The sequence below is a fragment of the Alistipes ihumii AP11 genome, from assembly GCF_025144665.1.
Taxonomy (GTDB): domain Bacteria; phylum Bacteroidota; class Bacteroidia; order Bacteroidales; family Rikenellaceae; genus Alistipes_A; species Alistipes_A ihumii.
Window position 1 is genome coordinate 1,731,817 of sequence record NZ_CP102294.1, and the last position, 12,937, is coordinate 1,744,753.

At 61.1% G+C, this 12,937-nt stretch carries 9 protein-coding genes; 1 reads left to right on the top strand and 8 read right to left on the bottom strand.

Annotated elements, in window-relative coordinates:
• Positions 1 to 165 precede the first annotated feature (165 nt).
• From NQ491_RS07020 to NQ491_RS07055, 8 genes are all read right to left on the bottom strand, one after another.
• Entirely contained in the window at positions 166 to 981 is an 816-nt protein-coding gene (locus NQ491_RS07020) for a hypothetical protein (protein ID WP_019246223.1), read from the bottom strand.
• Between the two features lie 204 nt (positions 982 to 1,185).
• Positions 1,186 to 3,528, bottom strand: coding sequence for a cytochrome c biogenesis protein (locus NQ491_RS07025; RefSeq protein WP_019246224.1), 2,343 nt, complete (start codon positions 3,526 to 3,528; stop codon positions 1,186 to 1,188).
• Positions 3,529 to 3,540: 12 nt separating this feature from the next.
• The gene (locus NQ491_RS07030) at positions 3,541 to 4,695 is read right to left on the bottom strand and encodes a Rid family hydrolase (protein ID WP_019246225.1); all 1,155 of its coding nucleotides are present in this window, start codon (positions 4,693 to 4,695) and stop codon (positions 3,541 to 3,543) included.
• Positions 4,696 to 4,705: 10 nt separating this feature from the next.
• The gene (locus tag NQ491_RS07035) at positions 4,706 to 5,428 is read right to left on the bottom strand and encodes a hypothetical protein (RefSeq protein WP_019246226.1); all 723 of its coding nucleotides are present in this window, start codon (positions 5,426 to 5,428) and stop codon (positions 4,706 to 4,708) included.
• A 21-nt stretch (positions 5,429 to 5,449) separates the two neighbouring features.
• On the bottom strand, positions 5,450 to 6,697 hold the full coding sequence (locus NQ491_RS07040) for a porin (protein ID WP_019246227.1): 1,248 nt from the start codon (positions 6,695 to 6,697) through the stop codon (positions 5,450 to 5,452).
• Positions 6,698 to 6,718: 21 nt separating this feature from the next.
• Entirely contained in the window at positions 6,719 to 8,146 is a 1,428-nt protein-coding gene (locus tag NQ491_RS07045; protein ID WP_034283065.1) for a di-heme oxidoredictase family protein, read from the bottom strand.
• A 42-nt stretch (positions 8,147 to 8,188) separates the two neighbouring features.
• Positions 8,189 to 9,415, bottom strand: a complete 1,227-nt coding sequence (locus NQ491_RS07050) for an imelysin family protein (RefSeq protein WP_019246229.1) — start codon at positions 9,413 to 9,415, stop codon at positions 8,189 to 8,191.
• 69 nt (positions 9,416 to 9,484) lie between these two features.
• Entirely contained in the window at positions 9,485 to 10,786 is a 1,302-nt protein-coding gene (locus tag NQ491_RS07055; protein WP_019246230.1) for a hypothetical protein, read from the bottom strand.
• A 674-nt stretch (positions 10,787 to 11,460) separates the two neighbouring features.
• On the opposite strand from NQ491_RS07055, the gene NQ491_RS07060 reads away from it, so the two are divergent.
• Positions 11,461 to 12,933 carry a TolC family protein gene (locus NQ491_RS07060; RefSeq protein ID WP_019246232.1) on the top strand — a complete coding sequence of 491 codons (1,473 nt, stop codon included), beginning with the start codon at positions 11,461 to 11,463 and terminating at the stop codon, positions 12,931 to 12,933.
• Positions 12,934 to 12,937 lie beyond the last annotated feature (4 nt).

Below are 12,937 nucleotides of genomic sequence, written 5' to 3' on the forward strand. Positions count from 1 at the left end.
CGTTGTGCGTTCGGGAACGGTCTTTCTGCTTCTTTGTTCACGACAGAATAACCGGCCCGCGATATGTCGGTCGGGAATCTTTACGGAAGTACGATTTGGGGGTTCTTTCCCGAAGCATATGCGTACAGGCTCGGGTCTGGCATGTCTGTCTTTGTTGAAATTGTCTTAGCGGAATATCCGAGGCCGGCGGTCGATCGGCCTCCTACGCTTTTCGTTTTTGTAAATGGGAGTGCCCGTGTCTGGGAGTTTGCTTTGTGTGACCACTATAAGATTTCCCGAGGAATCTCGTTGTTGGAAGTCTCCTTGTAGCATTTTGATTGTCGAATAACCGTCAAGCAGCGGCTTGTTCAAGATGAACCGGGCACAGTCCTCAGGCCGGGTCGCATAGTCCGCGTACTTTTCCAGACAGTCGTCCACCATGGCCCGCCAGCGGGCGAGGCTGTCATTTTTTTCGACGAGGACCGATATCGTAAAAGAATAAGTCATTTCTTTTACGAATTTGCGAATTTCTGCTTCATAAGTTTTGAATAAAAGAGCTTGAGTCCCGAGGGCATGGTCCGTTGTTTCCGTTGCTTCTTGTAGTTTGAATCGTAATAATCGGGCACCGACTTCGTGCAAGTCGAATATGATTTGTTCGTGCGCAATCCCGGCCGTATCGTTATGTATGATATAAGAATCCCCTTTTTCGAATGCAGGGACGACATATATTTTTTCACCGTGTTCTCTTGTCCATTTTTTTCTTTTAGGCGCGTCCGCCTGTGTCCATAAACCGACGGACGCTACGCAACCGATACGACAAGAGTCGTACATATATTTATTTAATTCCGACAGCGAATCGCTTTTCTGAAAGTCGGCCGGGGTCAGCGGCCGGTCGGGTTGCCAGAAAACGTAGAGATCGGTCTCGGTCGGATAGTCGTCTTGCGCGAGGGCGGGCGAACAGGCGTAAAGGACCGCCAGGGCGAAATACAGATACTTTTTCATGACGGGAAACGGTTTGTCCGGAAGATGTTTTCGTAAAGATAAGTAAAATTTGCCGGCCCCGTTCTCTTTCGTTTCCGTTTTACGATGGATTTCGGACTGTCCCGGGGCATTGCGGCATGTTTCCGGATGCCTTCGTAGCGAGGCGTTGCGGCGACGGCAGTCGTAAAGCCGCCTCGCTGCCGTTGCGCCGGGGATGCTCCCGGCCTATGCGTCCGTGCGGCGTTGCCGGATCAGGGCCGCGACCGTCAGCAGCGCGAAGGCCGTTACGGCGGCGAAGACAGTCGCGGCGGCGTATCCCGGCCGGAATCCTCCCCCGTAGCTGTGCATGCCGCCGAGGAAGTAATTTACGCCGAAATAGGTCATCAGTACCGCAGCGAATGCCCACAAGGTGTAGGCATGGAAAAAAAGCGGTCTGCGGAACCGGGCGAGGCTTCGCTCGTGCAGCGGCAGCGCGTAGACGATCAGCGTGATCAGCGCCCAGACTTCTTTGGGATCCCATCCCCAGTAGCGTCCCCATGACGCATTGGCCCAGACGGCCCCGGTGAAAATGCCTGCGGTCAGCAGGAATACGGCCGGATAGAGCAGCAGCCGTCCGAAAAGCCGGAGTCTCGCCAGCGTCCGCGACGTTCGCTCCGCCGTTCCGGCCCGTGCCGCCGCTGCCAGCGCGAGCGCCGCGGTTCCGTTCAGCATCAGCAGGCCCAGCAGCGCGTACGACACCATGATCAACGAGACATGCAGACTGAGCCAGGGCGAGCGCAGCACGGGCACGAGCGGCGTAATCTGCGGATTGGCCATGCCCAGCGAGGCGACCAGCAGCGCGAATCCCGACATCAGCAGGCCCGAGGCCGCCGCGATCGGAAAGCGGCGGCCGATTCCGAGCGCGAGGAGCGACAGACACCACGCGACGAAAATCATCGTCTCGTATCCGTTGCCCAGCGGCAGGTGCCCGGCGGCGTAGCCCCGCAGCGCCATCGAGACGGTCAGCAGGACGGCCGTTCCCGCCAAGGGCACGAGCGACAGACGCTCGATCCGGCGATTTCGCCTGCCCGAGGCGAGACTCCATACGAAATATGCGAATGCCAGCAGTCCGCAACAAAGGTCGATCCGGTAAAGCCACGGGACCGCGTTGAGCCGGTTGTACAGCAGCTCGGCCTTCAGCCGTCCTTCCGGCAGAAACCCGGCGGCTCCCCGTTCCCGCTGGAAAGCGGCCGTTTTGTCGATCAGGCCGCGCAGTCCGTCGCTGTCGCCGTTGCGGACGGCTTCGTACATCAGCGGGAAAATGCCCTTGATGAAAACCGAGTCGCCTTTCGGAAGCGCCCGTACCGGCTCGGTCGGCGCATACCACTGCGTTCCGTTCTCCCCCTGTTCGGGAAACAGCCGGAGCACCCTGCCCGACTGAATCATGGCGATCAGCTGGATTTTCTCGTCCGCTTCGGCGAAAGCCCGATGCGCCGGGTCGCTGCGGTCCGCTCCGTGCCGGATCGCTTCGGCGAGCCGGTAGCTCCGCCCCGGGCCGAAGAAGTCGGTCAGCGCGGCCGTCGCCCCCGAGCCGAGAAGCTTCCGCACCGTATCCTGCTTGATTCGGATCATCGGCTCGTGCTGCCACTGTTCGGGGAAGAATATCCAGCCCGCGAGCACCTGCTCGGCCGTATATTTTCCGTAAGTGGGCTTCCCGCAGATTTTGACCGTAAGGTCGCGGGCGAATGACTGGACCGGAGCCACCCGGCCGCCGTACAGCATCCGCAGCCGGCCCAGCGCGTCGGCGGTCTCCCGGTCCAGCGTTGCCGGCGCTCCGGCCGATGCGCCGCAGCACACCGAGGCGAAAAGCAGCAGGCAGCCCCCCCGCTTCAGCAGCGGATGGCGCAGCAGTCGGCGGAAGCCCGACCGTTTCGAGCACAGCGTGCCGATCATCGAGACGCCGAGCAGCAGATAGCCCGCATATGTGACCGGAATGCCGTAGGGGTCTCGGTTGACCGACAGGATGCTGCCCCGCATGTCCTCGTCGAAAGAGGTCTGGTAGAGGCGGTATCCGTCGCGCGACAGGATGCGGTTCATCGATACGACGGCCGGCCGCGGCCCCCGGGAATCGACGACCGTCAGCAGGCTCCGATAGTCCGCCGGCGCCTGCGTGCCCGGATAGCATTCGATCTCGAACCGCTCGAGCCGCAGCGAGAACGGCAACGGCCGGGCTTCCCCTCCGGTTTCCGGCCGGAAGCATGCCGTTTCCGTCCTCTCGCGCAGATGAACGTATCCTTTCTGCGAGGTGGCGAAAGTCAGCAGGGCTCCGAGCAGGATCAGCCCGAGGGAAAGATGCAACACGACCGCCGCCCGCTTCCCCGGTCCGATCCGGACGACCGCGACCGGCAGCGCGGAAGCTGCGATCAGAGCCCACCATGCCGCGAACCACCCCGTGCGGTAGATATGCCGCGCGGCGAATTCGCTGCCTTCGGTCTTTTCGACGAAAGTAGCGGCGGCCAGACAGACCGCCATGCCGATCAGCAGTGCGAAGGCGGTCCGCCCGAGCGCCTTTGTCGTTCGCGGATACAAGGCCGGTCGGTGTTAGAGCGGCGCGAAGGCCGGATTTTCGTCCTCGAGGACGGCGATGCATTCCGTTTCGATCAGCCAGCCGGGACGGCAGACCGGCGCATGCACGAACAGCCGGGGAACCGCTTCGTAGCGCAGCTCGAATATTTTTCGCACGGCCGGATAGTCGGCCGGGTCCCGCAGGTAGACGATCATCTGGGCCAGGTCGGCGGCCGAGGCTCCCGCCTCGGCGAGCAGCGCCTCGACGTTCTCAAGCATCCGGACGGTCTGTCCCTCGATGTCCTGCGGCGCGACGATCTCGCCCCGGTTGTCGATGCTGGCCGTGCCCGACAGCAGAATATGGCTCCGGTCGCCGTAGCGGACCCGGACGCCGCGCTCGAACGTGACTCCGTACTCGTAGGTGGGGTTCAAGTGGTCCTTCGCGTGCAGATAAACCTGTTGGCCGGGACGCAGTCCTTTGACGGCGTATGCGTCGAGCAGTACCAGACGGTTCGGATCGGCATGGCGCCCTTCGATGCCGGTACTGGCGATGTAGTGGGTTTGCGGCGTCAGGCCGTGATGCTCGAAAAGCTCCCGACGCGCCCGTACGACGCCCGCATAGTTGACATCGACGTTCTGCACGAAAAACCATGTCCGCACGCAGTCGTTCTCCAGCGTGCATCCGAACTGCCCGAGCCGTTCGGCGTACCGGTCGAGCAGCGTTTCGGTTTGCCGGGCCGAATCTCCGTCGGGCGAGGAGCCGTAAGCGGTCCAGATATGGCGGTAGCCGTTGTGGTCGGCCGTGACTCCGCCTTCGAAAGGCGCGACCTGTCCGTCGGCGAGCGAAAGCAGGTAGACCCACAGGGCGACCTTGCCGCCGTCCAGAGGGGGTTGCTGCACGACGGAAGTCGCACAGGGGGGATAGGGCTTCTCGCCCGAGCGGAGCGCGTCGATCTGATTGGCCGCGTCGCTCAGAAAGTAGCGCTTGAAAACGGGACAGAGTTCTCCGCCGTAGCTCGACAGCAGGTAGAAATAGGCGGCACGGATGTCGCCGAGCTGCTTGGCCAGCGGAGCTTCCGTGTCGGTGACATGCAGTACGGCATGGCATTCGCGCATGCCGCATGGACGGTCGAAATATCCTATTTCGATGCGTACATTGCTATAAAACAGTATTTTGCTTGAGAAACACATAGGCATAAGGTTAGTTTTGCGGACACCCTTTCTCGATCCAGATTCTGAGCAAGTCGATGTCCTCGCTTCGCGTGACGAATCCGGTATGCGGCGGAGAGCTGATCGCCTCCTGCGAGGTCAGCGCGTCGAGCAGAAAGCTGCCCTCGGGGTCCGAAGGTTTGACGCGCAGCTTGTCCGAGAGCGTCGAAGCCGTGCCGACCAGCGAGCGGTAGCTGTTTCCCTCGGTCAGCAGCAGTCCTCCCGCGCCGCTCTCGCCCTGATGGCAGGAGACGCAGTTGTACTGCTGGAAGACAAGCCGCTGGATGCGGTCGTATTCCAGCAGGTCGATCTGTGCGGAAGGCAGGTCGATATCCGACGTCCGGTCGTCGTCGAGCGCGTATTCGAAAAACGTGTAGACGACCTGACGGCCCGAGTTGGTCATGCACAGGCGGACCGAGCACGCGTCTTCCGGCACGTTCTCGATCGACAGCTCCACCTTGTTTCCGTCGGCCGGCTTAAGCACGTTCACCGACGAGAGGGCCGACGTTCCTCCTTCGCCGAAAGCACCGAAGATCAGGTCGTACTCTCCGGGAAAGACTTCCGGATTGAGCAGCTCGAACGTCCCGCGCACGGAGACTCCCTCCGTCGTGGCTTGGTGCGACTCGTAAATGTCCCCGCTGTCGCAGCGGACCGTCGTGCAGAGCAGCAGCGCCAGCGCGGCCGCCCGCAACGGGCGGCGGTATGTTCCGTTCATCTCGATGATTCCGTTAGTCCGTTAGAATGAGAACTGAAGCATGACGGTGGCCGAATGCTGGGCCAGCCCCAGATCGTCCAGCTCGCGTGCGTCCTGCGTCGCGTGTCCCCACCGGCCGAGGAACTGATACATCGCCTGCAGCTTCAGGTTATAGCCCATGATGTAATAGTTCAGTCCGACGGCCGGCATGTTCAGGAAGCCGTCCGTATCGGTCGAGTTCCGGTCCATGAAGTCCCAGCGCAGCGCAGGTTGCAGTTTGGGAGTCACGAAGTAGCCCACTTGGGCGTATCCGCCGATATAGCGGTAAGTATGGTTCACGCGCTGGCGCTTGACCAGATCGGAGCTCAGATAGTAGGCTTCGGCGCCCAGATAGAGCCGGTTCTTGAGGTAGGTGAACTCGAATCCGAGCCGCAGGTCGTTGGTCGTCTGCCAGTTGGCCTCGACGTTGTACGAAGCCGACAGCGCGAACATGATCTTGTCGTTGTGCAGGTCGTCGATTCGTCCCTGATGCGCGGGAATCGGGCCCTTGGGCATGAAGGCCACCCGGGCCGCATACAGCAGCGAGGGGATGCCCAGATCGTCGCTGAGCGTCTTCTGCGCCATGTTCACGTCGATTCCCGTGCCGTTGAACACGCCCACGTTATATTCCCATTTGCCTCCCAGCAGGCCGTGCATCATCACGCCCAGATCGAATCCCGTGGCGATCGTCGGCGGGGTCGAGTTCAGGCTGCGGTCCATGTAGACCGACGAGGTCAGCGAGGTGGGCAGCACGGGGAAAAGCGTTTCGCCCAGCGTGACCAGATAGGCCTGGCTGAACGGCGTCTTGAACTTGCCGACGCGGAAGCGGATCTGATCCTTCAGATTCACGTCGACCCACGCCTGCTGCAGCAGCGCGCCTCCGCTCTTGGCCGCGTTCAGCGTCAGGTTGAACGTCAGCTTGTTGAACGCCCGGCCCGAAATGCCCAGAATGGCGTAGGGAATCTCGAAGCCGCTGTTCGCTACGTTGTCCTGATCGTCCAGCCCGAGCTGCTCGTCGTCGTACCAGTTGAACTTGCCGGCCGTCTGGAGCAGCACGTAGGGCTTGAGCATGAAATCGCCCGCGCGCGTCTCGAAGCTGAATCCTTTCTTGCCTCCCATCGGGATCACGGCGCTTTCGATGTATTTGTCCGCCTCGTTGTACGGGTCCTCGTGGCGGTGTTTCGCGACCTGAGCCGTCGCCGAGGCCGTTGCCGCGAACAGGGTCAGTAATAGTATGATTTTGATCTTCATGTCGTTGTGTTCGGTTGTCTTTTACAATGATTCGAGGAACTTGATCAGCGCGTCGCGGTCCTCGCGCGACATGCGGGCGAACAGCTCGCGCGACACGGCGCCCTCGCCTCCGTGCCACATGATCGCCTCTTTGAGGTTACGCGCCCGGCCGTCATGCAGGAAATAAGTGTGCTGGTTGACTTTCTGCTGGAGGCCGATGCCCCACAGCGGAGTCGTCCGCCACTCGCATCCCTGCGCCAGCCCCGAGACATAGTGGCTGTCGAGGTCGGGTCCCATATCGTGCAGCAGAAAGTCGCTGTACGGGTGGATCGTCTCGCTCGCGAGCCACGGAAGCCGCGTGCCGCCTATCAGCGCCGGAGCGTCGGCACGCGTGTGGAGCGTCGGCACGTGACACAAGTCGCAGCGGGCGCGGTAAAACGCCTGCTCGCCCTGCTGGACGATCGGATCGTCGACGTTCCGGCGCGCGGGAACGCCCAACGTGTGGAGATAGAAGTCGACGTTCTCCATGTCGTGCGTCGAGATCTGAATGCCGTAGTGGCTGTATCCGAGCATTTGGGACTGGCCTTCGGCCACCTCCAGCGGATAGCGGTCGTTCGTGACGCCCAGATCGGACGAGAAACCGAGCTCGATGGTCAGGTCGGCGTGCTGAGCCTTGTTGCCCGAAATGCCGATATATTGCTTGCCTCGCTCGGTGATGTAGTTCAGGCGGCCCGAAATGCCGTATTCGGGATAGTTGCTGCGCCGTGCGAGTTCTTCGAGCTCGGTCGGGTCGAGCGCCATCATCTGCCCCATACCGACGTGCCGCAGCGGAATCCGCACGTCGACGATCAGGTCCTCGGCGGCGATGCTGTCGGCATACCACTCCGAAATCGTGTAGGTCGGCGTCAGCAGCGAGTATTCCTCCCCGTCGTGGAACGTATAGGTTTTCTCCGAATAGGTTACGCCGAGCTTGCCTTCCGGCTCGACTCCGGTGATCGCCTGATCGTGCAGCACGCGTCCGTAGTTGCGGAAGAATCCGCCGTTCTTTTTCGTGATGTAGATCAGGTGCGACGAGAATCCTCCGCTGCCGGTTCCGCCCTCCGAGTAGAGCGTCGGGTAGGTTCTTCCGGCGTTCGAGTGGCAACTGCCGCACGAGGAGCCGGCATACAGAGGCCCCTTGCCGCCCTGCGCCGGATCGTCTCCGCTGACGCGCGGATTGTCGTACAGCGCGTCGCCTTGGTAGAACCGCGTGCTCAGATTGCCCGTCACCCAATCGGCCGGCGTGTCGTAGGCCGATACGCCCGACTGGAACACGGTCGACTTTCCGGCCGACAATGTCCGCGAGTCGGCCACGTTGCCGTACTCGTCGAGTATCTCGTAATAATCTCCGTCCGTACAAGCGGAAAGTGCGACGACGCATATCAGCGCCGTCACACAGACCGATTGTTTTCTTTTAAGAGATGCAGACATAAACCTTATATGGTAAATAGTTTATTCTCTTGCCGGGCTTATTCATTCGGCGAGCACCTTTCGGTTCTGCCCGTCCTTGAACAGCAGCAGCTCGATGGTATGGAAGCCGCGGACCGATTCGCTGCCGATCGCTCCGATGTAGTCGTCGACGCTCGACAGGTTCTTGTTGGTTATGATCGTGGCGATGTCCTCCTGGTCCAGCGGCCAACTGTCCATCGACGGGTCGAAGCCGAGCCCCGTCTCTTCGCCGGCAGGGCCGAACAGCACGGCCTCGCTCTGTTCCCAAGGCACGCGCATCGTTCTCCACGCCGTGCAGGCGGCGTCGACCTTGCTCTGGTTCCGGTTGTCGGCTTGCAGGGCGACCATCGCGTTGTAGAGTGCCCATGCCTTTTCCTTGAGATCCTTGTAGGTCGGCGTAACGACCTGATCGGCGTACTGGGTCAGAATGGCGGTGAAGTCGTAGTCTCCTGCGTTCTCGAACAGGCCGAGCAGCGAACCTTCGGTCAGCTCGGTCAGGTCGGAGCAGGCGGTGATCGCCGCATCGACTTTGCTTCCGGTCAGGTTATTGCGGAAAGGCGCCTGCATGCTCTTGATCGCGTTGTAGGCTCCGTCGATCGCCGCCGTCATCCGGGCGTCCAGATCGGCGTCCTGGCTTTTGACATAGGCCGAGATGCTGTTCGCGTCGGCCGGGTCTCCGATCGCGCCGCGGCGGCCGGCATAGCCGTTCTTGATGCTGATGATGTTATCCGAGTAATCGGTGATCGAGTTCCAACTGTACCACGACTCGACTTGCAGCACGGCCTCGTTCGTCTGTCCGCTCAGCGCGAGCGAGTTCGGGTTTCCGATCTTCGACGAGCCGACCTCGTTCGAGATGTTGGCGAAACCGTCGACCAGAATCGTTCGGATCGCATCGACTCCGCTGGTAAACTTGTCGTTACCCTCGCTGGCCGTCCTCATGTACTGGGCGTAGCCGTCGGCGCCGACGATCGTGTTCTTCGAGAAGAAATCGCGTCCGATCCTGTTCCAGTCCTCGTCGGGAATGCCCGACGGTCCGTTCCACGAGGCCCACAGGCCGACGCAGTCGTCGAGCAGCTCGGACGATACGGCCGTCGCGTAGTTGATCCATTCGGGAGTCATTGCGTATTCTTCGAGCTTCGAGGCGTTGCTGCTGCCGCCGCCACCGCCGCCATCGCCCTCGTTCTTACTGCATCCTGTCGCTCCGAGCAGCGCGGCCAGTGCGACCGTGCCCATCCATCCTTTCGTTTTCATTGCGTGCATGTTTATTTGATTTTTGTACGATAATTAATGTGATCTTGCCATGAGGTCCGTTCCGCTGCCCTATTTCGAGCCGAACCAGCCCGAATAGGCCACCGTCAGGCCGAACGTGTCTTCGCTGTTGTACTTGTTGCCTCCGATCCGGCGGTACGAGTAGTCGAACTTGATGACCAGATCGCGCAACGGCAGGTAATTGAGGCCTACGGTGAACACGTCGCGCTTGTAGCGCGGCAGCTCTTGCGCGCCCCGGTCGATTTTCTGCCCCGTGTTGTAGTATTCCCACCGGACGAACGGGAACAGTCGGTTGCGGGTATTGGCCCACGACAGCACGTCGTACCCGACTTCGGCCCCGTAGGCCATTGCGGCCTTGCCGAACGGCGTGATCGGATAGCCCGTGTTGTTGAAGTACTTGCGGTTGATGTCGTAGATCGCCTTCGCGTCCGATACGGTTCCGTAGACGAAGTTGGCCCGCGCGATCAAATTGCGCCCCAGGTACTGGGCGTCGAACGACCCGATGGCCACCGTTCCCTTCACTCCGCTCATCGCGTAGGGCTTGGACGAATTCTTCGCCGTGTTGCCGCAGTAGCCCGACACAGCCAGTCTCAGGTTGCGTATGCCCGAGTACTCGACCCGCGCGGCTACGGCCGGATTGGTCATCTTGGATACCTCGAATATCTTCTGGCGGCCGCTGCCGATCCAGTTCTCCGACGAGAATCCGTTCGGGTCGAGCCCGCTGACGAGCATGGCCTCGTACCGGAAGTCTCCCAGATAGCCCAGTACGGCGATTCCCGTTTCGTGCCACGTGGACGGCAGGATCGCCGTTTCGCTCTCGGGACGGACCGTTCCGAAGAAGAGCGTCGGTTCGTGGTGGGAGTTCGTCAAACCGACCGGAACGATCATATGTCCGATTCGCAGGTTGAAGGCGTTCGAGAAGTGCTTCGTGATGTGAAGCTGTTCCAGCGCGACCTCGCCTCCTTTTTCGATTTCGGTTTCGATTTCGCCGCCCTCCTTGTTATGCTCGATTTCCATCGTCGCCCCGGTTCCTCCGTTCTCGAACTCGATCTCGGTGCCCAGGTACCAACCTCGGCCGAAGTGGTAATCGAACGCGAACACGGCGCGCGGCAGCGAAACCTCCGCCCGGTTGTCGCGCGTGGCGCCGACGGGGTTCGTATAGCGGTTCGTGCCGTATGTCATGTATTGGAACAGGATTTCTCCGTATCCTCCGACGCGGTATTTTTTGAAATTCCATTCGAACGGCACGGGCCTCGCGGCCGAATCGGCATTCTGCCTCTGTGCCGATGCCGGGCAGACGCTTATCATGCTCCAACAGGCGAGCATGGACGACAATAAGTAGACGTTTTTCATTTCCAGCGTTTTAATCGCTGCAAAATTAGACCGGTTCGCATGGGCCGGCAATCCCCATTATTCAGTAAAAAACCGGGATCGGATACCTATAGTTCGGGATTTCATATTGATTTTCAGTCGTTGACCGGTCCGACGAGGAGTTTTTCCGGGCGGAGGCCCAGATTCGGGCAGCCTCGTCGCGGGGATGCGAAGGCTCGCTTTCCGTTCGACAGGAAAGTCCGGACCGTTCCGGGGCGCTTTCGGGCCGCCGGGGAAGCGGTTTCCGAAACGACGGGCTGCTGTCGGGCTCTTGAACTCGCGGCTTATCGTCTTGCCGGAGAAATCGGACGCGCCTTTCGTATTCGGAGAATTCGCCGGCCGGGTCGCAGTCGTCGTTGCCTGCCGCGCGGAGAACCGGCCGGAACGATGAATCTCGACTTGTCTCCGGACCCTTTGACGATAGTCCGTCCCGGGCGGCGATAGCCGCTCTCCGCAGGCGAGCCGAGAGGACAGAACTCATCCGAGATGCCGCTTCCGGTTCCGTATCGCGCTGTTTTTAGGTCCGTTCGACTCCGAATGGCTCAATTATTGCTCCCAGACGGATTCCGGCCCGGCCGCTCGCGTTCCGTGCCGGGAAATCGCGGCCGTCTTCGGGGATGGCCCGGCCGGACCGTAAATGACAATAACCGTTTGAAATGTTGAAGTACATCGTATGTTGCGGCATGGCTCTCTGGCTCGTTCACGGGGCGGCGCGCAGTCGGGGCGGGGAGATCGAGCTGAGTCTCGGACAGTCCGTGGAAAGGCTCCGCGAGAAGAACCTGAGCCTGCAGATCGCCGACCGGGCGATCGATTGGGCCCGGGGAGAGCACCGGCGCGTGAGCTCTTTCTGGTACCCTTCCGTCAGCGTGACGGGAGCCTATCTGCACATGGCCAACCGGATCGAGGTCGAGCAGCCGTTGAGCCGGTTCACCGATCCGGCCAAGGATTTCATCCACTCGATCCTGCCCGACGACCAAATCATTTCGGGCCTTCTGGACCATATCGGCACCTATACCCTTCGCTTCCCGCTGGCTCCGCAGGATGTGGCGACGATCGACGCGAACGTGACCTGGCCGGTGTTCGCCGGGGGAAAACGAATCTATGCCGGCCGGATCGGCCGGACGATGGTCGAGGTCGCCGAGGTAAACCGGGCTCAGGTCGGGGCCCAAATGCAGACGCTGCTCGTCGAGAGCTATTTCGGGTTGCGGCTGGGCATGAGCGTGGTTGAGGTCCGGGAGCAGACGTTGCGCGCGCTCGAGCGACATTACCGCGACGCGTTGAAGCTCGAGGCGAGCGGCATGATCAACAAAGCCGACCGGTTGTTCGTCGAGGTGAGCATGGACGAGGCCCGGCGCGCGCTCGAGACGGCCCGCAAGGACCTCGATGTCGCGCAGAGCGCTTTGAAGGCGCTGATTCGGATCGACTCGGCGGTCGACGTGCGGCCCGTCTCCCCGCTTTTCATCAACGATACGCTGCCGTCTCCGGAACGGTTCAAGGCTCTGGCCCGAGACAACAGCTATGCGCTGAACCAACTCGGGCTTCAGAGCGACGCGGCCGAGAACGAACTCCGCATGAGCCGCACGGGTTACGCTCCCGAAATCGCGCTCTTCGGCAAGCATACGCTTTATTCGCACGGCATCCGGAAAAACCTGCTTCCGCGCACGGTCGTCGGTGCCGGATTCACATGGACGCTGTTCGACGGCCTGGCCCGGGAGAAAAAGATAGCTCAGGCGAAGATCGCCCGGCAGACGCTCGGGCTGAGCAGCAGTCAGGCCGAAGACGACATCGACGTGGGAGTGGACAAGCTCTGCGCGCAGATAAGCAACGCGCTGAGCAGCGTGGCGGCCCTCGGCACGACGATCGATCTGAGCAGGGAGCTGGTGCGCATGCGCCGCAAGGCTTTCGCCGAGGGGATGGCTACGTCGACCGAGGTCGTCGATGCCGAGGTGATGCTCTCCAAGGCACGGATCGCCGTGTTGCTGGCCTATTACGAATACGACGTGGCGCTGGCCAATCTGCTGTCGCTTTGCGGCGCGCCCGAGCGCTTCGAGCGTTACAGCCTCTGCGGACGGACCGAGTCGCATCTTTTCGGTCCTGACGGCCTGTACGGCGAGAACGAAAACGATTAAACGA

Bases quoted from the DNA above. Each gene is read 5' to 3' on its own strand.
- NQ491_RS07020 (WP_019246223.1), bottom strand. From the start codon at position 981: ATGAAAAAGTATCTGTATTTCGCCCTGGCGGTCCTTTACGCCTGTTCG.
- NQ491_RS07030 (WP_019246225.1), bottom strand. From the start codon at position 4,695: ATGTGTTTCTCAAGCAAAATACTGTTTTATAGCAATGTACGCATCGAA.
- NQ491_RS07035 (WP_019246226.1), bottom strand. From the start codon at position 5,428: ATGAACGGAACATACCGCCGCCCGTTGCGGGCGGCCGCGCTGGCGCTG.
- NQ491_RS07040 (WP_019246227.1), bottom strand. From the start codon at position 6,697: ATGAAGATCAAAATCATACTATTACTGACCCTGTTCGCGGCAACGGCC.
- NQ491_RS07045 (WP_034283065.1), bottom strand. From the start codon at position 8,146: ATGTCTGCATCTCTTAAAAGAAAACAATCGGTCTGTGTGACGGCGCTG.
- NQ491_RS07050 (WP_019246229.1), bottom strand. From the start codon at position 9,415: ATGAAAACGAAAGGATGGATGGGCACGGTCGCACTGGCCGCGCTGCTC.
- NQ491_RS07055 (WP_019246230.1), bottom strand. From the start codon at position 10,786: ATGAAAAACGTCTACTTATTGTCGTCCATGCTCGCCTGTTGGAGCATG.
- NQ491_RS07060 (WP_019246232.1), top strand. From the start codon at position 11,461: ATGTTGAAGTACATCGTATGTTGCGGCATGGCTCTCTGGCTCGTTCAC.